We start from the raw sequence: 20457 nt of genomic DNA on the forward strand, positions 1-20457 counted from the left end.
CCCCTATTTGTCTTCCGACATCGCGCCAAGCAGCTTCGGCAGGTCGCCGAACCGCGCCACCAGGCCGAAGACGACCGCAGCGACAACCAGGAACAGCACCGTCACCGAGGCCATGGTCGGGGTATAGCCGTAGCGCAGCGCGTTGAAGATCTTGATCGGCAAGGTTTCCATCGTGAAGCCTACCGTCATGTAGGCAACGATGTATTCGTTGAGCGACAGGACGAAGGCGAAGGCATAACCCGAGACGAGATAAGGCAGGATCAGCGGCAGCACGACGGTGCGGAACACCATTTTGTCATCGGCACCCATCGTGGCGGCCGCTTCCACCAGCGAGCGGTCGATCGCCGAAAAACCGAGCGACAATGTCACCAGCGGCAGGGTGACGAAGAAGATGCCGTGGCTGATGACCGCCGTCCAGGGCTGGCCGTAGAAGCCGGTCGTCGCCCAGAAGGTGAGCATTCCGAGTGCGGTGATCACCGGCGGCAGGGTAAAGGGCGCGATGCCGAGAAGCTGGAAAATATTCGCCCAGGGGGCAATGCGCCGCCACAGGAACCAGGCGAGCGGCAGCGCGATCAAAAGCGCCAGCAGGGCCGAAAGGGCGGCCAGCGTCAGCGAGGCGATCAGCGCGTTCCGCCATTCCGGATTGGTGAAGATCTGACCGTACCAGGCGAGCGAAAAGCCCTGCGGCGGAAAGGTCAGCGACTGGCGCTGGTTGACCGAGACACCGGCGACGACGATCAGCGGCAGGGCGAGGAACAGGCCGACGATGCAGAAGAACAGGCGGCGAAGCGCGGTCATTTGGCCTCCTTCTGTCGGCCCGCATAAAAAGCGAGGCCTACCAGCGCCAGCGACACCAGCACTAGAAATACGGCCATGGCGGCGGCGAAGGGCATGTTCGACTGGTAGATCGCCTGGTCGGTGATCAGCACCGAGAGTGTCCAGTGCTGGGGCCTTCCGAGAAGCTGCGGCAGCAGATAGGAGCCGAGCGCGAAGATGAAGACCATGATCAGCGTCGCGAGGATGGTATTCCGCAGCGCCGGCACGACGACTGTGAAAAATGCCTTGACAGGCGAGGCGCCGAGCGTGCGCGCTGCTTCCGTCAGCGTCGGGTCGAGCCGCACCAGTGCCGGATAAAGCACAAGGATCGTATAGGGAAAGGCCTGGTATGCCATGGCGGTCATGACGGCGGTAAAGCTTGGCGTCAGCGCCTGCGCCTGTTCCATCAGTCCCAGCCAGACAAGCAAATTGGTGATGCCGGCGGTGCGGGAAAACAGTGTCGACCAGGCGAAGCCGATCATCACTTCCGAGAGCGACAGGATGGAGAGGAGCACTACCAGCCAGACGATCTGGACGTTCCGCTTGGAGCGGGAAAGGAGATAGGTGAAGGGAATGCCGACCACCACGCAGGCAACCGCCACTGCGATCGCTAAAAACAGCGAGAAGCCGAGCACCTTGCCGAAGAACAGGCTCAGGAACCGGGCGTAATTGTCGAAGACGAAGGCCGGCGTATAAAAGCCGCCCTGTTGCCGCTGGAAGAAGGAGACGGCAATCATCGTGGCGAAGGGTACCACGAAGAACACGGTCAGCATGCCCGCCGGGAAGAGAAGCGGTCCGTAATCGGCAGGGCGCTGCGGTGGTTCGCGTCTCATTTCGCAAGCACCACGCTGGTCGTCGGATCGAGCCGGATGCCGACCTGCTGTCCGACCGAAACCTCCGGCCGGCTGCGCGGCGAGGAAACGGCGATGATCTGCTGGCCGCCTGCTTCCACGAAGGTCTCGATGGCACCGCCGAGATCGCGGACAAAGGTCACGGCGCCGGAAATCGTGCCATTCCCAGGGGTGGTGAGCTGCACGTCTTCCGGCCGCACCGAGAGCACGCCCTTTGCAGTTCCGGCGGGTAGCGTCAATCCTTCGACGGCCTGCCCCAGCACCCTAGCGCGACCGGCACTGTCGGCCTCGACGGGGATAAGGTTGGTCTGGCCGATGAAGTCGGCGACAAAACTGTCGGCTGGACGGCGGTAGATATCGACGGGAGCGGCGGCCTGGCGAATCTCGCCCTTGTTCATCACCACGACCGTATCGGCCATGGTCATCGCCTCGCGCTGATCATGGGTGACGACGATGGTGGTGATGCCGAGCCGCTGCTGCAGCTGGCGCAGCTCCACCTGCATCGCCTCGCGAAGCTTCGCGTCGAGCGCCGACAGCGGCTCGTCGAGCAGAAAAAGTTTCGGTGAAATGGCCAAGGCGCGTGCGATCGCCACGCGCTGTCGTTGGCCACCGGAGAGCTTGTTGACGGAACGGTCGGCGAAACCCGGCAGATGGATCATCGCCAGGAGTTCCTCGACCCGCTTCTTTTGCATGTCCTTCGCGATGCCGCGGATGCGGAGCGAATAGGCGATGTTCTCGCCGACGGTGAGGTGCGGAAAAAGCGCCAGCGACTGAAATACCATGCCGAGTTCGCGCTTGTGGGTCGGCATGGTGGTGATATCGGCACCGCCGAGCTGGATCGTGCCTTCGGTTGGCAGATCGAGACCGGCAATCATGCGCATCAGCGTGGTCTTGCCGCAGCCAGAGGGGCCGAGCAGGCAAACGAAGGTGCCGTCCGGCACGGAGAGGCTGACGTCGTTGACGGCGGTAAACGTGCCGAACTGCTTCGTCACATGCTGAAGGTTCAATCCGGACATTTGGTCTCCGCTGCTTCTACCGCGAGCACTCAGGGCTAATTATGCCCCTCATCCCGGCTGCCGCCACCTTCTCCCGCAAGCGGGAAGAAGGTTAGGTGAGGGGCAAACAGCCTTACCCCGCAATCATCTCCGTCCACTTCTGGTTCAGGAAATCGGACTTGGTCTGATAGAGATCATAGCGCGGGACGATCGGTTCGATATCGGAAGACACGGCGGCGAATTCCTGGTCGGTGAGATCGGTGAGGCCGCGCTGGACAGTCGGTGAGGTGCCGACTTTGCGGGAAAGCGTCGCCTGGATTGCCGGCTGGCACATGTAATCGATGAAGACATGCGCCTCTTCCGTCTTCTGCGAAGCGCGCGACAGCGCCCAGCACCCACTGTCCTGGATGCCACCTTCCTTCGGGAAGGTGGAGCGGACATGGAAACCGTCGGCGACCGCAAGGCCGGTGACGTCGTGATAATACTGGCCCATCGGGATTTCGCCGGATTTCAGCGCCTGTTCGAACTGCGCCTCGTCGCGATACCACAGCCGGACGTTCGGCTTCAGCTCGGCAAGCTTTTCGAGCGCCTTGATGATGCCTTCGTCCGTGTCGAGCGCGCTCGTGCCGCCCATGAAGGTTTTCGCCGTCACTTCAAGCAGGAAGGAATTGGAGACGAGCGCGAGCAGGCCAAGCTTGTCTTCCTTGTCCTTCTCCCAAAGCGCGCTCCAGGAGGTAGGCGCGTCCTTGAACACGTCCGTGTTGGAGACGAGCGTGATGTACCAGGAGACGGCGCCGATGCCGGCAACGCGGCCGTCCGGATATTTGTTGACGAAGCGTTCGATCAGGTTTGCAGCGTTCGGAAGCTTGGAAAGATCGAGCGGCGCCCAGAGTTCCGTCGACTGACCCTTCAGCATCGCGACCTGCGACATCATCGAAACGTCGGCTGGCGCTGCACCCGCCTTGGCGGCCTGCTCGAGCTGTACGAGCCACGCCTCACCTGTCGGTTCGGCGATCGATTCGACCGCAATGCCGGTCGCCTTTGTGAAATCCGGGAAAATATTCTTGTCGAATGAATCCTTGAAGTAGCCGCCGTAGACGCCGACCTTCAGGCTCTTGTCCTGGGCGCGCAGTACGGCCGGCATGGCAAGCATCGAAGCGCCGGCGACACCGGCGCCGAGCACGGTGCGACGGCCGATCCTGGCATTGAAGATATCAGACATGATGTCTCTCCTTTGTGTGCCCACCGGTCCGGTGCCGCATGGGCGGGTTCCCACTCTTGTTATCTAATTTACGTCAAGCCCGGCCCTTCACGGAAGGGCTGAAGACCATCAGGCTCAGGATTTCGAATAGCATCTGGGCACCTGCATGCGCGGTGTTATTGGTCGCGTCATATTGCGGCGCCACCTCGACCACGTCGCCGCCGACGATATTAACGCCCTTCAATCCACGGATCAGTTCCAGCACTTCACGGGTCGTAAGCCCGCCGATCTCCGGCGTGCCGGTGCCGGGCGCAAAGCTCGGGTCGAGGCTGTCGATGTCGAAAGAGAGATAGGTCGGGCCGTCGCCGACGATCTTTCTCGCCTTCTCGATGATCGCCGGAATGCCGAGGTTGTTCACTTCCTCTGCATGGATCATGGTCATGCCGGACTCGTAGGAGAACTCCCAGAGATATTCGGCGGCACCGCGGATACCGATCTGGATCGTGCGGGTCGGGTCGAGCACGCCGTCCAGCACCGCGTTGCGGAACGGGCCGCCATGGTGGAACTTCGTCTCGTCGAAGAAGCCGCTCGTGTCGCAATGGGCATCGATATGGATCAGGCCGACCGGCGCCTTTTTGCCGACGGCCTTCAGGATGGGGTGGGTGATCGAATGGTCTCCGCCCACGGATAGGGGGAGCACGCCGGCATCGACGATCTGATTGATCCGCTTCTCGATGTCGTCATGGCTCATCTCCAGCCGATAGCGGCTGCGGAAAGGTACGTCGCCGATATCCGCAACCCGAAGCTCATGGGTCGGTGCGCATTCCAGGACGTGGTTGTAGGGGCCGACGCGCTCGATGGCACGCAGCGCCCGCGGCCCGAAGCGCGAACCCGGCCGGTTGGTAACGCCCAAGTCCATCGGCATGCCGATCATTGCCACCTGAAGATCGCCGAAATCCGGGTTTTCCGCATCAACGGGTAGGTAAGGCGCGTCAAGAAGGGTCGGAATGCCGGCATAGGGGGCTACGCGGGTGCCCGCCTTGTTGAAGATCTTTTCGCCCACCTTGCGAAATTTCGGATCGAATATCTCGCCGCCCTGGCTGTCGAGATATTTCGCCCGCAACTCCTCGAGCTTCTTGCCGTCGAATGCCATGATTGCCTCGTCTATTCTATATTGTTTGAGCGCAGCCTAAATTTTGTTCCCTTTGGGCTGCCGCCCTTGTTTTCATCATTATCCGCCGAGACGGGGTGGAAAAGCAATTGAGATTGTTCTAGCGGTTGATGTGAGAAAAACTAACAATAAGGTTCAGCATGACGAGCCGCCTGCCGCCCCTCAATCCGCTCCGCGCCTTCGAGGCGACGGCCCGTCGAGGCTCGGTTTCGGCCGCCGCGCGTGAGCTCAACGTCACCCATGGTGCGGTCAGCCACCAGATCAAGGCGTTGGAGGTGTCGCTCAATGTGCCGCTCTTCGAACGCGGCGCAAAGCGCCTGAAACTCACCTCGGAGGGGGCGCTGCTGCTGCCAGCCGTTACCCAGGCCTTCGGTGAGATTGCGGCTGCGACCGCTCAAATGAAGCGGCCGGCCACCACCGGCGAACTCTCAATCACCTGCGTGCCGGCACTTCTTTCCTTCTGGATCGTGCCGCGCCTCAATTCCTTCACCGAGCAGTTTCCGGGCGTCAGACTGAAGCTCACCGCATCCAATGATCCCGTCAGACTGCATTCGCCCGATGTCGACGTCTGCATTCTCTACGGCGATGGCAACTGGCCTGATGTCTGGACACGGCTGTGGAGCAATCTGCGGCTTTTCCCCGTTGCAAGCCCGACTTTGTTGAACAATCGCCCGCTACGCTCAATGCGTGACCTGGAGGATCACATCCTGCTGCATGGCGACGCGGACGGACGGGAATGGAATACCTGGTTGGCGGCAGCGGATGCCGTCGACCTGCCTCGCCGTCAGCAATATTACATGGGCGATGCGCGTTTTTCGACGGAAGCCGCCCTGCACGGGCAGGGGATTGCGCTCGGGGATACGATCACAGCCAGCAACCTGATCGCGAGGGGAGAGCTTGTCGTTCCCTTCGACCTGAGCGTGGCGGCAAACGATTCCTTCTATGTTGCCTGCCGTCCTGCGATGCGCTCCACACCGATCGTGCGCGTTTTCATCGAGTGGATGTTCTCGTCGCTGGAGGCCGACCATCTGGCGGAGCCGCAGACTTCGGCCCGCACGCTGCTTCGCGGCCGGAGAGGGTGACGTTCGCCTCGTTTGCCCTAGATCTCTCAAATGTCATGGCATGTAGGAGACGTTCCATGTTGGCAAAGCTCGTGACCGGCCTTGCAATTTCTCTCATGGGCCAGGCGACCGCCTCGGCCGAGATGCTCGAACTCAAGGTCGCGAAGGCGGAAGTGAGCCGGGACGATGTGCCGCCAGGCGGTGCGGTCGATGTTCTCCTGACGGACGAAAGCGTCGAAGCTGCTGCGGCTTTCACGGAAAGTAGGGTGGGTAGGCAGATCCACATTCGTGCCGACGGAACGCTGCTGATGTCTCCTTTTATCGGAGGCCCGATGAACGGTCCGGCGATCCGGCTGAGTGGCGGGATGACGCCGGAAGCGGCGAAAAATCTCGCTTTTCTGCTCAACCATAGCGCCAGGCTGACGATCGATGATGAACCGGTCAAATAGATCGCATTCGTGCTAGCTTCCTGCGACTGATTCCCTTTGGCCGCGCAGCATGGAAACCTCGCTCTACTCGCCCGTCAAAACCTTTCTGGAAAGCTTCGGCTACGAAGTGAAGGGCGAGGTGGGCGGCTGCGATCTGGTGGGCTTGAGCGAAACCGATCCGCCGGTCGTGGTGGTTTGTGAGCTGAAGCTCCGCTTCAATCTGGAGCTCATTCTTCAGGCGGTCGACCGAGCGGCAACATCCGATGAGGTGTGGATTGCTGCGCGGGTTTCGGCAAGCGGGCGTGGTCGCGAGGCCGACAAGCGGTATCGCGATCTCTGCCGCCGCCTCGGCATTGGTATGCTCGGCGTATCGGATGCAGGCGAGGTGAGCGTCATCGTCAGTTCGGTCTCACCCATGCCACGCACCAATCCGAAGCGGCGGACGCGTCTCGTCAAGGAACATCGCAGGCGGCGGGGTGATCCGGCGATCGGCGGCAGCACGAAGGTACCGGTCATGACCGCCTATCGCCAGCAGGCGCTCGTCTGCGCGGCGGCACTTGTCCAGGGGCCACTTCGTCCCCGGGACATGAAGGTGGCGGCGCCGAACGCGGGTGCGATCCTGCTTGCCAATTACTACGGCTGGTTCCAACGGGTGGAGAAAGGCGTCTATGCGCTGACCGAACTCGGGCGACAGGCTCTGGAGCGCTGGCCCCAGGCAAGCCTCATGCCCACGACGTCCGATGACGCTATTCCGAACGTCTGACCTCAAGAGGCCGCCCGCCGTGAGAGGCGGACGGCCGTTGGTTGATGCATAAACGGCTTACGGCTGAGAGCCGGTGCCACCCGCACCACCACCTGCTGGCGGGGTCGCCGGAGTTGCATTGTCTGCCGGCGGAGCACCCGGCGTAACAGGTGCCGGTGCCGGCGAGGGCTCCGTTGCTGCCGGCGGTGTTGTCGAAGACGTAGTCTGCGTGTCGGTGGGCGAGCCGCCCATCTGGGACCATACAAAGGCGCCGACAAGGATGACGGCGATCACGGCGACCCAAGCCATCCACGAGGAGCTCCGGCCTCGGGCCGGCTCGGAACGGTAATCGGGCTGTCTGTCATTAGGATCAAAAGTCATGATTGCTTCCTCCTACGCGGGAGACAATGCCGGCGAGCAGGATTTGTTCCAAGAAATTCACTTTTCCGGGAGCGGCGAGTGAACGATCAGTCCTTCGACGCAGACCGTGCATAGTCCGGAATACGGAACCGACGGCGATAGACACCGGGTGCCAGGCCCGTGATGCGCTTGAACAATCGGCGAAAGAAAGCGGGCTCCTCATAGCCGACTTGCCAGCTTATCTCATCGACCGATATGTCGGTGGTCTCCAGGCGGCGCTTGGCATCCTCAATCCTGAGGCGCTGCACATAGGCCATCGGGCTGACACCGGTGGCGCGGGTGAAGCGCCGTTTGAAGGTGCGTTCGGTGAGACCGGCCCGCCGGGTCATCTCTTCGAGCGGATTGGCTACGGAGAAGTGGGTCGCGACCCAATCCTGTGCCACCTGGATCGCAGTGTCCCCGTGGTCATTGCGCCCTTCGAAAACGATGTAGGGCGCGAGCCCGTCCTGATGCCATTGAAGCGCAAAAAAACGCGCTATGGTCTGCGCTGCCGCAGCTCCCATATGGCGGCTGATGAGGTAGAGCACGAGGTCGTGCCAGGTCATGGAGGCGCCCGAGCTGATCAGTTCCTCTCTCCGTCCGGAAACGACGAGCACACGCTCCGGATGGATCGACACATGCGGAAAGGCGGCTGAAAAGGCGCTGGCATAACCGAAATGAACGGTCGCTTCTGCGCCATCGAAGAGCCCGGTCTCGGCAAGCAGAAATATGCCGGAACAGGCCGAACAGAGAAGAGCGCCGCGGTCATGCATTCTGCGAACCCATTCGACCAGCTGCGGATATCGACCTTTCCGCCAACCATCGGGACCAAGCAGGATCGACGGAACGATGATGATATCGGTGGCATCGAGACCGTCGATGCTCCGCTGCACGGTGATCGGCACCTGACTTGCCAATATCAATGGGCCCGCTTCCAACCCGACGATCTGCACTTCAAACGGTTGTGCTTCTGTAAGCCCTGGCGGCAGGACCGAGAATGCGTTCATGACATCAAAGACGCCGCTCAGTGTCGAGACTACGGCATCGGGAATGGCCACGAGGCTTACATGTCGCGGCTTCAAGCGTGTCCGATCTGCCTCATTCGGCATACCCCTCCCTCCGACATTTATTGCCTATACCGAGCCGCGATGTGGCGCAAACGACCCGATCTTGGACTTTCCCGCTCTGCCGACCACGGATTTCATCTGCGATCTTCCGATCATCATCACAACCGATGAACGAACAGGAGATAGCAACATGGATTATCTTACAACCAATTCGGTCGATCCGGCCAAGCTGGACGCGATCGTCTCGCGCGCCATCGGCGATCTGTCAGCCGGCTATGGCGGCGTCATGGTCAGCATCGGCCACCGCCTAGGCCTCTACAAGGCCATGGCAGGCGCCGGACCGCTGAATTCGCGCGAACTGGCGGCCCGTACCGGTTGCGCCGAGCGTTACGTGCGCGAGTGGCTGAATTCCCAGGTCGCCGGCGGCTATATTGCCTATCACGCGATCAGCGACAGCTTCGAACTGACGCCGGAACAGGCGCTGGTGCTCGCAAACGACGAGAGCCCGGTCTTCATCGCCGGCGCCTGGGCGGTGCCGGCCTCGATGTGGGCGGACGAGGACAAGGCGCTCGAAGCATTCCGCACAGGCTCGGGCATCCCCTGGGGCGACCACGACGGTCGTCTCTATTGCGGCGTGGCGTCATTTTACCGCAACGCCTACAAGGCGAGCCTTGTCCCCGAATGGCTGCCGTCGCTCGATGGTGTAATCGACAAGTTGAAGAGCGGGGCCCTGGTGGCGGATATAGGCTGTGGCTACGGCCATTCCACGGTGCTGATGGCGGAAGCCTTCCCGGCATCGCACTTCCACGGCTTCGATACGCATCCGGAGTCAGTCGCCGAGGCCCGAAAGATCGCTTTGGAGGCCGGCGTCGCAGACCGGGTCACATTCGAAAAGGCGCGTGCGGAGAACTATTCCGGCAAGGGGTACGACCTGATCTGCTTTTTCGATTGCCTGCACGACATGGGCGATCCGCTCGCCGCGGCAAAGCACGCCGCGCGCACGCTTGCTCCGGGCGGTACCGTCATGTTGGTGGAACCTTTCGCCAATGACCGCGTGGAGGACAATATCTCGCCGGTCGCCCGCCTGTATTACGCGGCGTCGACGACGATCTGCTGCGCGCATGCTATCTCGGATGGCGGCCACATTGTGCTGGGCGCGCAGGCCGGTGAGGCGCGGCTGAGGGAGGTATTCTACAAGGCCGGCTTTACGCACTTCCGGCGGGCCATGGCGACACCGTTCAACCTCATCCTCGAAGCGCGGCTTTGATGTAGCCCGAGGGACCAGGCGGGGCCGGTTTCGGCAGGTCCCGCTTGCCTGGCTAGTTTCGCGCCAGGGTCGTCCGCGGCGAGATCCAGTTGTGCCATTGTTCCACGCTGCCGTGGAAGACGTTGAGGTCGATCTTGCCATCGACGCCATGCGACAGGCCGGAGCCGGAATATTGCCAGAAGAGCCATTTGCGGCCCGGATAGACCTTCGAGGGGTGCTGCGCGACAGCGCGTAGCCAGAAAGGATAATCGAGGAATTCGCCCCTCAGGTTGTCCTTGTAGAAGTCCGGCGCGGTGTAGATGATCGGGCGCTGGCCGTAATGCCGTTCGAGCTTGTCCATGAAGACCTGCATCTTTTCCAGCACCCGCTTGGGCGACAGGCGCTGCCTGCAGCTGGATTCGTGGTTCCATTCCACGTCGATGACCGGCGGCAGCGCATCGGGATCCCGAGGGACGTTGCGGATGAACCAGTCAGCCTGTTCGCCGGCGGTACGGCACCAGTAGAAGAAGTGGTAGGCGCCGCGCTTCAGACCTGCCTCTTTGGCTCGCCGCCAATTGGTCTTGAACATCGGATCGAGATGGTCGCCTCCGTCGGTCGCTTTGATATAGGCGAAGTTGGCGCCCTGAGTCCTGAGTTTTCCCCAGTCGATCTCACCCTGCCAGCGAGAGACATCGACGCCGTGGACTGCATAGTCCTTAGGCGAGACGCGGCCAAAATTGATCGGCTTGGCGTCGCGAAAGCGACGGCTATAGATCTGCATGCGCCGCTGTAGCGGAGCTTCGACCACCGACCTGTCGGGCACCAGCATGGCGACCGGCCTTTCGGAAGGGACAGGCATGCCGACCGTCGTCTCCTGCACGAAGGCCTGCGGCGCCGGCATCGAGCCGGACCAGGCGAGCGTTTCCGTCTGCGGCTCGTGCTGAACCTGTGGGGCACTGATCCGCGAAGTCTTGCCGACGCTGACGGATGGAACGGGCGCTACCGGCTGGGTGATCGAGCCAGTCGTTTCCCTTGGTGCAACACCGGCCACGATGTCCTCCGGACCGGAATTGGAGGCGCAACCTGCCAGAGCGAAACAGGCAAAGAAGAGAACTGGTACAGCCGACAGACGACGCATTTGGAAACCCGTACGCAAAACAACCAAGACGGCGTCCCCAATGCCGTCGATAATCCCTGAGAGGAATTGCTAATGGAAAATTACCAAGAAATGCTGAATCCAATCTTTATGTGCACCAGAAAGGGAATCAGCCGCGCGGCTTGATGGCGCGAGCCGGATTGCCGGCAACGGTGATGCCAGCCGCAACGTCGCGCGTGACGACCGCGCCCGCGCCATCACCGATCGTCACGCCACCGAGAATTATCGCGCCGCCGCCGATCCACACATCGGAGCCCAAGGTGATCGGACGGGCGATCTCGAGCCCCTGGACGCGAAGGGTTGGATCACGATGGTGGTCAGCACAATAGAGCTGTACGGAAGGGCCGAGCATCGTGCGAGCGCCGATCCTGACCGGTGCGGTATCGAGGATCGTACAACCAGCATTCAGATAAACGCCCTTATCGAGAAAGACATTGAACCCGTAGGCGCAATGGAACGGCGCTTCCAGAAAGACGGTTTCGTGAACCGCGCCGAAAAGAGCCCGCAGGGCCGGCGCTATCGTGCCGCGCTGGTCAGGCGGCATTGTATTGTGGGCGTGGCAGGCGATCCGCGCGTTGTTGCGCAGGGCGTCGAGTACCGGATCCAGACAGGAATACCAGTCTCCCGCCGCCATTTTTTCCCGCTCGTTCGCCATACCTTGCCGTCCCCGCTTTTTGCTTCACCGTTCCGCACCGGCCTTGATCCGGGCCGCCTCGCGTCGAGCCAGGCTTTCCGGCGGCCACAGCGCCCTGGTGCTGTAATATTCGTCGAAGACCTTGGCATCGTCCGGCAGTCCGACCCAGGGCACTTTCGAGCGGGTGAAGATATGGACATCGGGTGTGAATTCCGTCCGTCTGTCGAGGGTCGATACGCGGATGAAAAGCATCCACCTGCGCCGGCCATAGTCACTCCAGAGCGCTATCTGGCAATCGGGACAGCGGTAAATGTCGTGCGGATGGCCGCTGTCGGTCTTCATGGCGACCGGCACAGGCTCGCCATCGACGATTTCGATGTGCTCTGCCTCGATCAGCGCGTTCATGGCGAAAGCTCCACCGGTCTGGCGCTGGCAATCCGTACAGTGGCAGCAATGGATGAACATCGGACGCCCGTGCATGCGGTATCGGATCCTGCCGCAGAAACAGCCCCCTTCGAATATCTCGCTCATGTCGCTTCCTGGCTCCCTGCAGTGCGGTAAGCCTATCATGAAATGTCGAGCCGCCGCTTCGCAATGCAAAATTGGGGAGACGGGAGGGGCCCGTTCTGTTTAACTTAAATGATGTGGAAGAGTGGGAATGTGCATATGACAACAGAGCGTATCGGCGTGGTTGGACTCGGCCGCATGGGTGGTGCCATGGCGGAACGCCTTGCAAAGCAGGGTTTTTCCGTGACGGGCTGGACCCGCAGCGGTCTTTCGCCGGAAAAGGCCTCGGCACTCGGGATCGCCGCGGCAAGCGACCTACCGTCGCTCTCGGCTGCTTCCGACATCATTGTTCTTGCCCTGCTCGACGATCCCGCCGTGCATGCCGTGCTCGACGAACTCGCTGCCATCGAGCTTGCAGGAAAACTGATCGTCGACACGAGCACGGTCAGTCCCGAGACGCTGCGCGTCCATGAAGTCAGGATAAAGGAGAAAGGGGCATCGCTTCTCGATGCGCCGATTTCCGGCGGGCCGGAAATGCTGCTTGCGGGCACGGTCGGTTTTTACGTCGGCGGTGCCGAGCAGGATTTCCAGCGCTTCCTGCCGGTCGCCGGAGTTCTCTCAAATCGTATCCATCACGTCGGAAAGCTGGGAGACGGCGCATCGGCGAAGCTCGTCAACAACATGATGCTGATGGGGCTCTGGCAGATCATGAAGGAAGCTGTCCAGCTTGGCGGCAAGGCGGGGCTTTCGCGCGACAAGATGATCGAAATCCTCTCCGGCAGCCCGGCTGCGAGCCCGGCGATGCGCTCGCGGCTTCCCGTCATCCTCGGCGAGACCGATAATGTGGGCTTTCCCGTCTCCGGCGTCCTCAAGGACATGGGCGTTGTCTTTGGGCTCGCGGGCCGGCTCGGTGTCGCCACGCCGGCTATCGAGGCCGCGCATGCGAGCTTCAAGGAGGCCGCCGCACTCGGCCATGGCGAAGCCGACCTCGGCACCGTCGTCCGGCTGGCGCTCGAAGGGAAGACCTGAGCAGCGGACTGCCCAGCTTTCCCGAAAGATCAGAATGTGCGGCTAAGACGGGCGTCGACCGAGTGGCTGTTGCCGCCGCGAAATGCGAAGAACAGGAAGATGGCCGCCCAGAGAATGGATTTTTCCGCCCCCATCAAACCCTGATTCTGCACGATGCCATGGAAATAAACGGTGACCAGCAGCACGATCATGGCCGCGAATGATGCAGGACGGGTGAAAAGGCCGATGGTGACGAGAATGCCGCCGAAGAATTCGGTGGCTGCCAGCAGCGGTGACCAGAAGATGCCCGGATAGAAGCCCAGGCCTTCGACCATGCCGATAGTACCGAAGGGATTGGTGATCTTGCCGAAACCATGCGTGACGAGCAGCAGGCCTGCAACCACGCGCAGGATCGTCTCGACGGTCTCGTGGGCGGAGGTATAGACAGGGGCAAGTGCCGGAATGATGAGGCGCGAGCGAGTGGTGGATTGAAGAGCCATATGAGGACCTCTCTGGTTGGCAGAAGGAACAATGCGTCGCTGTCACAAATTGATGTGGAAGCTGCCCCTGTCGAGGTACGCACGTTCAAAAACATGACTATTTAAGGTGACATTATCGTGAGGCCGATTTGAAACGGCGGAAGGGCAAACCGATGGAAAAACCGCGCATTACCATTCTCTATTGCACGCAGTGCAATTGGCTGCTTCGAGCCGGCTGGATGGCCCAGGAACTCCTGCAGACCTTTACCGACCAGCTTGGCGAAGTCGCGCTCATCCCCGGCACTGGTGGCAATTTCGAGATTCGCCTGAATGGTGAACTCATATGGGAACGCAAGCGCGACGGCGGTTTTCCTGGACCGAAGGAATTGAAGCAGCGGGTGCGCGATGTGATCGACCCCGAGCGGGATCTCGGCCATGTGGACCGTGCGGCGAAAGAGAGCGGCGAGGTTTGAGACCGTCAGCGATCAACCGTCAAAGGTTTTTCCACGGCTGACATGGAAACTTCAAAAAGCCAGTTGACAGGCAGGTGCCACCCCCTTACATGGCTCTCCGTCGCCCAGATGGCGGAATTGGTAGACGCGCAGGTTTCAGGTACCTGTGCCGCGAGGCGTGGAGGTTCGAGTCCTCTTCTGGGCACCAAGATTCCGTATGTTGCTGTCCATAGGCAGCAAAAAAAGCTCGGATCTCCGGGCTTTTTCTTTGTCTGGTCGTCGAAGGGCGACCAAAGCCGTCTCTTGGCAATTTTTGAGCGGCTGCCGACGGTCGGCAGGATGGCGGGAAACGGGTTGCCGATTGACCAGGCGGAAAAGTTCATCGTGCTTTTCCCGCTACCCGGACAAGCGTCTTCTCCGAAAAAGAGCGCCGCCGGTCGTCACAATGTCGGCCGCATGATCGAGGCCCGGGAGAATTTCCACTTCGCCGTCATTGCGGCGGCCGGTTTCCAGACCAACGCGTGATGCGCGCTGGTCGTCGATCTCTATTCCCGAAATAGCGGTGATCTGGAACATGGGTACCATCGCTGACAGCACTGATCCATTCTATCCGAGCGGAAGAGCTTGCGATCCGACGCGGTCAGGATGCCCAGCCGGACACCGATTTGACGACCATGTATTCCTCGAGCCCCCAGACGCCGCCTTCGCGCGCGCCGCCCGAGTGGCGGACGCCACCGAAAGGTGAACCGGCGCCGCGCGGCTGGCCGTTCATCTCCACCATGCCGGATTGGAGGCGCCGCGCCAGCCGGTTGCGCCGGGCGCCGTCGCTGCTCTGCACGTAATTCGTGAGACCGTAGGGCGTGTCGTTGGCGATGGCCACGGCATCTTCCTCGTCCGAGAAGGGAAGGATCGAGAGCACCGGGCCGAAAATCTCTTCACGCGCGATCATCATATCGTTGGAAACGTCGGCGAACACGGTCGGCTGTACAAAGAAGCCCCGATTGAAGCCGGCGGGCCGTCCGATACCGCCGGCGACGAGGCGCGCGCCTTCGCGGATGCCGGTCTCGATCAGCGACTGCACCCGGTCGAACTGGCGTTCCGAGATTACGGGACCCATATGGGCCCCTTCCGCCGACGAAGGTCCGACCGCGATCGACTGTGCCGCTGTTCGGGCTTTTTCCACGGCTTCGTCGTAGATCGAACGCTCGACCAGCATGCGCGTCGGAGCATTACAGTTTTGCCCGCTGTTGATGAAGCATTGCCGAACACCGCGCTCGACCGCATCCTCCTCCGCATCGGCGAAAATGAGGTTTGCACCCTTGCCACCGAGCTCCAGCGCCACGCGCTTGAAAGTGTCGGCCGCGCCTTTCATGATGCTGGCACCGGCACGCGTCGAGCCGGTGAAGCTGATCATGGCGACATCGGGATGTTCGACCAACCGCGCTCCCGCCGTCAGGCCATCACCCTGGATCAGATTGAAGACGCCGGCCGGGGCGCCCGCCTCATGAATGATCTCGGCGAGCAGGACGGAGGAAAGCGGGGCAAGTTCCGATGGCTTCAGCACCATGGTGCAACCGGCGAGCAGTGCCGGCACGACCTTCAACGCCACCTGACTCATCGGCCAGTTCCAGGGTGTGATCATGCCGACGACGCCGATCGGTTCCATCAGGATACGGTCGTCGGGCGCATGGGGTCCGAGTTGCCGAACGAATTCGAAATGCTCCATGACTGCCAGGAAATTGGTCATATGGCGAAGTGCAGCCGGTGCCTGTCGCGTGCGTGCGAGCTCGATCGGCGCGGCCATCTCCTGCGAAATCGCGCGCGCCATATCCTCGACGCGCTCCGAATATATCTCCCGGATCCGTCGGATCAGCGCCATGCGCTCGCCCGGCTCGCTTGCCGCCCAGGCCGGAAAGGCGAGCTTCGCGGCCATGACCGCGGCGTCAACGTCGTTGCGCCCGCCAAGCGCCACAGTGTCAAAGGGCTGCTCGGTGGTGGAGTCGATCAGCGTATGCCCGGCCGTCGACAGGGCCGGCACCCAGCGGCCGCCGATGTAGAATTCCCGCAATTTCCGCATGTCCTTCTCCTTTTCGGCCGTCAGGCGTCTTCGGCCGATGTCAGCTCTGGTATCGGAGCAGCGTCGAAGAAATGGATGTCGCCCGGTGTCACGGCGAGACGGATCTCATCGCCGGGCATGGCCGACGTTCGCCCGCGAACGAGTATGCGAATGAACTGGCCGGCAAGGCGGGCGGTGATCTGAGTTTCCGACCCGGTCGGCTCGACGATGGAAACCGTGGCGGGCCAGCCGGTTTCGGCGATGACGAAATGCTCCGGCCTGACGCCGATGGTGATCTGCCTGCGTTGCTTCGGATCGGCCGCCGGAAGACCGAGCACGGTGTTGTCTTCAAGCCGCAATCCGTTTCCTTCGATGATCTGGCCTTGCAGGAAATTCATCGGCGGCGAGCCGATGAAGGCAGCAACGAACAGGCTCGCCGGCCTGTCGTAGAGTTCGAGCGGTGGACCTTCCTGTTCCACGACGCCGCCGTTCATCACGACGACCCGGTCGGCGAGCGTCATCGCTTCGATCTGGTCGTGGGTGACGTAGATCGTCGTCGTCTTCAGCCGCTGGTGCAGTTCCTTGATCTCCGAGCGCATCTGCACGCGCAGCTTGGCATCCAGGTTCGACAGCGGCTCGTCGAACAGGAAAACGTTGGGATCGCGCACGATCGCGCGGCCCATGGCGACGCGCTGGCGTTGCCCGCCCGAAAGCTGGCGCGGCTTGCGGTCCAGCAGATGCTCGAGTCCGAGGATCCGAGCTGCCTCGTTGACGCGCTTTGCGATCTCAGGCTTTGGTACGCGGCGCTGCTGTAGAGCGAAGCCCATGTTGTCCCGTACGTTCTTGTGCGGATAAAGGGCATAGTTCTGGAATACCATGGCGATATCCCGGTCTTTCGGCGCTACGTTGTTGACCACACGGTTACCGATAGCGATGTCGCCACCGCTGATGCTTTCGAGACCGGCGATCATCCGGAGCAGGGTAGATTTGCCGCAACCAGACGGGCCCACGAGCGCAACGAATTCGCCGTCCTCGATGTCGATCGAGATCCCGTGCAGAACCTGGACCGCGCCATAGGACTTGCGGACCTCGCGTATTTGCACCGTACCCATTCGGAACTCCTCCCATTTCCTGCCCTTTCCCCGGGCATAGTTTGCTTTGTTCACCGCAAAGGGGCGGTGCCTGCCCCCGTCAGGTCTGGCGGCTGCGGCCCCCGTTCGGCATTTCCTCGATCATCCGGATCAGGAAGTCACCGGTGTTCTTCTCGTGTTGATTGACCATCGCCGCCGCGGCTGCATAGTCGCCGCCGCGCAAGTGATCGCGGATTTTCGTATGCTCCTTCAGTGCTTCCCTCAGGCGTGCCGGCTGCGGGGGAATGCCATGGCGCTGGGCCGACATCAGCCCATGCATGTTTTCGAGCAGCCGCTTGCACCATGGCGATTCCGGGTTGTCGCAGAGCAATTGGTGGAATTCGTAGTTCTTCTCGGCGAACAGTGCGAAATCGTCCGCATCGAGCGCCCCGGCCGACGCCTCGAGATTCTCATCGATCCTGCGCAACCGTTCCTCGTCGAAACTCGCCGCGCCGAGTTCCACGGCCAGACCGCAAACCAGGCCGCGCAGCGCGCTGATCTCGCGGATCTGCTCGACCTTGAGCCCCTGGACCACGGCGCCGATGTGATTCTGCACCGCAAGCCAGCCTTCAGAGGCAAGGCTGCGGATGGCCTCCCGGATGGGGGTCTCGCTGATGCCGAGCGCGTCGGAGACTTCGCGCGTGGTGATGCGGTCGCCAGGGCCTACTTTGCCGGAGAGGACCATGGACTGGATATGCTGCCGGGCCAGCTCGGTCTTGGTGGTGAAAGTCTTCGGTTGTTGCATGAAATCCATCCAGTTGCGGTTGCACAGGCTTACCGCGATCTATCCCTTCGTCGCGCCGTCTGCCAAGCCTTTGATAAGCCATTTCTGAACAAGCAGCGCAAAGATCACGACCGGAACGACAGTGATCGTGCCGACGGCAGTGAGCGCCCCCCAGTTCGCGCCGTTCACGGTGTCGCCCGCGATGCCGGCGATGGCGACTGGAATGGTCGAGGCATAGCGGTTGGTCAGCACCAGCGCGAACAGCAGTTCTTCCCAGGCGAGGATCATGCTGAAGATGAGGGTCGACAGGAGGCCTGGCAGCGAGATCGGCAGGATGATCTTGAAGAAGGCGCCATAGCGCGAGCATCCGTCGATCATGGCCGATTCCTCGAGTTCTTTTGGCAGGGCGAGGAAGAAGCCGCGCATCAGCCACATGACATAGGGGATGAGGAAGGTGCTGTAGGCGAGGATCAACGTGATGTGCTTGTCGGTAAGCCCAAGTTTACGCGCGACCAGAAACATCGGTACCGCGAGCGCAATGGGCGGCACGCCGCGCGACAGGAGGATGATGAGCCCTATCGTCCCGGCGCCCCTGAGCCGGATACGTGCCAGCGCATAGCCGGCCATGGTGCCGACGACGATGGACAATAGGCCCGAGCCGGCGGCGACGATGATCGTGTTGACGATGCGCCTGACGATGTCGGCGCGCCGCATGTACTCTTTGTAAGTGGCGAGCGTCGGCTCGAAGAAGAAGGTCGGCGGATTGGTGAAGATGTCGACCTGCTGCTTGAACGAGGTCAGCACCATCCAGTAGATCGGAAACAGGAAGACGATACTGACGAAGATACCGGCGAGGATGCGGAGCCTGTGGCCCAACGTGTTGCGGGCATCGTAGGAGACGGCCGGGGCCCTGGCGCTCAAAACAATTCCTCCAATTTGCGGCTGCCGCGCAGGAAGATGCCGGTCAGCACCATGGTCAGGACCAGCACGATCACGGCCATGGCGGCGGATTCGGCAAAGCGCAGCGACCGGAACGCTTCCTCGTAGATGAAGAGATTGATGATGTTGGTAGCCTTGCCGGGGCCGCCATAGGTGGCGGCGAGCACGATGTCGAACATCTTCACCGCGCCCAGCCAGCGGATGACAAAGGTCGCCGCGATGATCGGCACCAGCAGGGGCACAGCAACCGACCACAATGTCGACCACCAGTTGGCACCGTCGATCTTCGCTGCCTCGAACACGTCCTTGGGCAGTGCCAGCAGGGCGGCAGTGGCAATCAGCACGATGAACGGGGTCCAGCGCCACGTGTCGATGATGATGATCGCGGCCATGGCGAGCTTCGGATCGCCGAACCAATCAAGCGAGCCGATACCGGCAAGTCCCATCCAGTAGTTCATGATGCCCCAGAGCGGATCAAGGATCATGCGCCACATGCCACCGGCAACCACCGGCGCCACGACCATCGGAATGATGAACAGGGCGCGCAGCGCACTGCGGCCCCACCATTCCGCATTGATAAGGAAGGCGATTCCGAAGCCGAGCGTGACCTGCAGCGGCAATGCGATGACCAGATAGATCAGCGTGACCTGCAGCGAATCCCAGAAGCGGTAATCGCCGATCACCTCCTCGTAGTTTGCCCAGCCGATCCATTCGCCGGCACCGAACGTTGCTATGTCGAAGGAGGCGAAGCTGATCTCGATCGTATAGAAGATCGGATAGGCGAGCATCACGGTCAGCACCAGGACGCTCGGCATCAGAAAGGACCAGCGTTCGAACAGGTCGCCGACCTGGTCCCGCCAGCGGGATCGACTGACGTCAGTTTTCGCCGGAGGTACGGATTTCATCATGATCGCGGCCCTCCTTCGCCGACTGCGCGATAGATCGGTCCGCGCGCCCGTACAGGATCGAGCAGCGACCAGTCGCCTTCCTCCACTTCATAGCCGAGCGGAAAGGGCGGACGCCCCTCTACGCCGATCGCCGCCATTACCCGGTCGTCGCGATAGTAGCAGCGCGCCGTCACGGCCTCCAGAACGCCTGCAAGCTCAGGCTCGGCGGAACGAAATTCGGCGAGCAGGGCGGCCTGCTGGTCGCGCGGCAATGTCGCGAGGCGACCGCCGGCCCAGGCGTCGACAGCATCGAGCGCCTTGGAGAGCAGGGGCTTGTCTCGGCCGACCGAACGGAGAATGTCCGCATAGATCGCCGGATCGTCGGCGCCGGGCAGACCGAATTCCGTACTCGCCGGAATCATATGCCCGACGATTGCAAGCAGCGTTTGCCTTGCATCTTCGAATGGCTCTTCCGCTGGCTGGTTTTTTTCGAGTGCTGTCATGGTCG

At 61.6% G+C, this 20457-nt stretch carries 24 protein-coding genes and 1 tRNA gene; 8 read left to right on the forward strand and 17 right to left on the reverse strand.

Going from position 1 to position 20457, the window contains the following annotated elements; genetic code table 11:
- Positions 1-3: 3 nt before the first annotated feature.
- From QEO92_RS27390 to speB, 5 genes are all read right to left on the reverse strand, one after another.
- Positions 4-798 carry an ABC transporter permease gene (locus tag QEO92_RS27390; RefSeq protein ID WP_227705352.1) on the reverse strand — a complete coding sequence of 265 codons (795 nt, stop codon included), beginning with the start codon at positions 796-798 and terminating at the stop codon, positions 4-6.
- A complete protein-coding gene (locus QEO92_RS27395) occupies positions 795-1649 on the reverse strand; it encodes an ABC transporter permease (RefSeq protein ID WP_037145692.1) in 855 nt (284 codons plus the stop codon). Before QEO92_RS27395 ends, QEO92_RS27390 begins: the two co-directional genes overlap by 4 nt.
- Positions 1646-2683 carry an ABC transporter ATP-binding protein gene (locus QEO92_RS27400; RefSeq protein ID WP_227705353.1) on the reverse strand — a complete coding sequence of 346 codons (1038 nt, stop codon included), beginning with the start codon at positions 2681-2683 and terminating at the stop codon, positions 1646-1648. The genes QEO92_RS27395 and QEO92_RS27400 overlap by 4 nt, the downstream gene beginning before the upstream one ends.
- A 112-nt stretch (positions 2684-2795) precedes the next feature.
- Positions 2796-3884: an ABC transporter substrate-binding protein gene (locus QEO92_RS27405; protein ID WP_037145695.1), complete on the reverse strand. Its 1089-nt coding sequence runs from the start codon at positions 3882-3884 to the stop codon at positions 2796-2798.
- Between the two features lie 73 nt (positions 3885-3957).
- On the reverse strand, positions 3958-5016 hold the full coding sequence (gene speB / locus QEO92_RS27410; RefSeq protein WP_227705354.1) for an agmatinase: 1059 nt from the start codon (positions 5014-5016) through the stop codon (positions 3958-3960).
- Positions 5017-5174: 158 nt separating this feature from the next.
- Here speB and gcvA point away from each other — a divergent pair, with 158 nt between their 5' ends.
- From gcvA to QEO92_RS27425, 3 genes are read left to right on the forward strand one after another with little or no spacing between them, the layout of a single operon-like run.
- Positions 5175-6116: a transcriptional regulator GcvA gene (gene gcvA / locus QEO92_RS27415; RefSeq protein ID WP_081952661.1), complete on the forward strand. Its 942-nt coding sequence runs from the start codon at positions 5175-5177 to the stop codon at positions 6114-6116.
- A 56-nt stretch (positions 6117-6172) separates the two neighbouring features.
- The gene (locus tag QEO92_RS27420; RefSeq protein ID WP_227705355.1) at positions 6173-6544 is read left to right on the forward strand and encodes a SecDF P1 head subdomain-containing protein; all 372 of its coding nucleotides are present in this window, start codon (positions 6173-6175) and stop codon (positions 6542-6544) included.
- Between the two features lie 49 nt (positions 6545-6593).
- Positions 6594-7286, forward strand: coding sequence for a DUF2161 domain-containing phosphodiesterase (locus QEO92_RS27425; RefSeq protein WP_227705356.1), 693 nt, complete (start codon positions 6594-6596; stop codon positions 7284-7286).
- A 57-nt stretch (positions 7287-7343) separates the two neighbouring features.
- Here QEO92_RS27425 and QEO92_RS27430 read toward each other — a convergent pair whose 3' ends face one another.
- On the reverse strand, positions 7344-7574 hold the full coding sequence (locus tag QEO92_RS27430) for a hypothetical protein (protein WP_227705357.1): 231 nt from the start codon (positions 7572-7574) through the stop codon (positions 7344-7346).
- Positions 7575-7732: 158 nt separating this feature from the next.
- Positions 7733-8773 (reverse strand): GlxA family transcriptional regulator, encoded by a 1041-nt coding sequence (locus tag QEO92_RS27435; protein ID WP_227705358.1) that lies wholly within the window; start codon positions 8771-8773, stop codon positions 7733-7735.
- 148 nt (positions 8774-8921) lie between these two features.
- Here QEO92_RS27435 and QEO92_RS27440 point away from each other — a divergent pair, with 148 nt between their 5' ends.
- Entirely contained in the window at positions 8922-9998 is a 1077-nt protein-coding gene (locus tag QEO92_RS27440) for a class I SAM-dependent methyltransferase (RefSeq protein WP_227705359.1), read from the forward strand.
- Positions 9999-10050: 52 nt separating this feature from the next.
- Here the strand turns inward: QEO92_RS27440 and QEO92_RS27445 are convergent, their stop codons facing one another.
- The 3 genes from QEO92_RS27445 to QEO92_RS27455 all read right to left on the reverse strand — a co-directional run bounded on the left by QEO92_RS27445 (position 10051) and on the right by QEO92_RS27455 (position 12298).
- Positions 10051-11115, reverse strand: a complete 1065-nt coding sequence (locus tag QEO92_RS27445; RefSeq protein ID WP_227705360.1) for a glycoside hydrolase family 25 protein — start codon at positions 11113-11115, stop codon at positions 10051-10053.
- Between the two features lie 127 nt (positions 11116-11242).
- Positions 11243-11788, reverse strand: coding sequence for a sugar O-acetyltransferase (locus QEO92_RS27450; protein WP_227705361.1), 546 nt, complete (start codon positions 11786-11788; stop codon positions 11243-11245).
- A 24-nt stretch (positions 11789-11812) separates the two neighbouring features.
- A complete protein-coding gene (locus QEO92_RS27455; protein WP_227705362.1) occupies positions 11813-12298 on the reverse strand; it encodes a GFA family protein in 486 nt (161 codons plus the stop codon).
- Between the two features lie 135 nt (positions 12299-12433).
- Between QEO92_RS27455 and QEO92_RS27460 the strand changes: the two genes are divergently transcribed.
- Positions 12434-13303, forward strand: coding sequence for an NAD(P)-dependent oxidoreductase (locus QEO92_RS27460; RefSeq protein ID WP_227705363.1), 870 nt, complete (start codon positions 12434-12436; stop codon positions 13301-13303).
- A gap of 29 nt (positions 13304-13332) precedes the next feature.
- Here the strand turns inward: QEO92_RS27460 and QEO92_RS27465 are convergent, their stop codons facing one another.
- Positions 13333-13782 (reverse strand): DoxX family protein, encoded by a 450-nt coding sequence (locus QEO92_RS27465; RefSeq protein ID WP_227705364.1) that lies wholly within the window; start codon positions 13780-13782, stop codon positions 13333-13335.
- Positions 13783-13934: 152 nt separating this feature from the next.
- On the opposite strand from QEO92_RS27465, the gene QEO92_RS27470 reads away from it, so the two are divergent.
- The 3 genes from QEO92_RS27470 to QEO92_RS27480 all read left to right on the forward strand — a co-directional run bounded on the left by QEO92_RS27470 (position 13935) and on the right by QEO92_RS27480 (position 14738).
- Positions 13935-14234 (forward strand): Rdx family protein, encoded by a 300-nt coding sequence (locus QEO92_RS27470; protein ID WP_227705365.1) that lies wholly within the window; start codon positions 13935-13937, stop codon positions 14232-14234.
- Positions 14235-14336: 102 nt separating this feature from the next.
- Positions 14337-14421: transfer RNA gene (locus QEO92_RS27475), tRNA-Leu, on the forward strand.
- Between the two features lie 95 nt (positions 14422-14516).
- Positions 14517-14738 (forward strand): hypothetical protein, encoded by a 222-nt coding sequence (locus QEO92_RS27480; protein ID WP_227705366.1) that lies wholly within the window; start codon positions 14517-14519, stop codon positions 14736-14738.
- Positions 14739-14853: 115 nt separating this feature from the next.
- Here QEO92_RS27480 and QEO92_RS27485 read toward each other — a convergent pair whose 3' ends face one another.
- The 6 genes from QEO92_RS27485 to QEO92_RS27510 all read right to left on the reverse strand — a co-directional run bounded on the left by QEO92_RS27485 (position 14854) and on the right by QEO92_RS27510 (position 20452).
- Positions 14854-16290, reverse strand: coding sequence for an aldehyde dehydrogenase family protein (locus QEO92_RS27485; RefSeq protein WP_227705367.1), 1437 nt, complete (start codon positions 16288-16290; stop codon positions 14854-14856).
- 20 nt (positions 16291-16310) lie between these two features.
- Positions 16311-17381 (reverse strand): ABC transporter ATP-binding protein, encoded by a 1071-nt coding sequence (locus tag QEO92_RS27490; RefSeq protein ID WP_227705368.1) that lies wholly within the window; start codon positions 17379-17381, stop codon positions 16311-16313.
- Between the two features lie 79 nt (positions 17382-17460).
- A complete protein-coding gene (locus tag QEO92_RS27495) occupies positions 17461-18144 on the reverse strand; it encodes a GntR family transcriptional regulator (RefSeq protein ID WP_037146128.1) in 684 nt (227 codons plus the stop codon).
- 39 nt (positions 18145-18183) lie between these two features.
- Positions 18184-19044: a carbohydrate ABC transporter permease gene (locus tag QEO92_RS27500; RefSeq protein ID WP_210051744.1), complete on the reverse strand. Its 861-nt coding sequence runs from the start codon at positions 19042-19044 to the stop codon at positions 18184-18186.
- The gene (locus tag QEO92_RS27505) at positions 19041-19970 is read right to left on the reverse strand and encodes a carbohydrate ABC transporter permease (protein ID WP_227705369.1); all 930 of its coding nucleotides are present in this window, start codon (positions 19968-19970) and stop codon (positions 19041-19043) included. The genes QEO92_RS27500 and QEO92_RS27505 overlap by 4 nt, the downstream gene beginning before the upstream one ends.
- Positions 19967-20452, reverse strand: a complete 486-nt coding sequence (locus QEO92_RS27510; RefSeq protein ID WP_037145724.1) for a hypothetical protein — start codon at positions 20450-20452, stop codon at positions 19967-19969. The genes QEO92_RS27505 and QEO92_RS27510 overlap by 4 nt, the downstream gene beginning before the upstream one ends.
- Positions 20453-20457: the final 5 nt, after the last annotated feature.

This window comes from Neorhizobium petrolearium (assembly GCF_029854435.1).
Taxonomy (GTDB): Bacteria; Pseudomonadota; Alphaproteobacteria; order Rhizobiales; family Rhizobiaceae; genus Neorhizobium; species Neorhizobium petrolearium.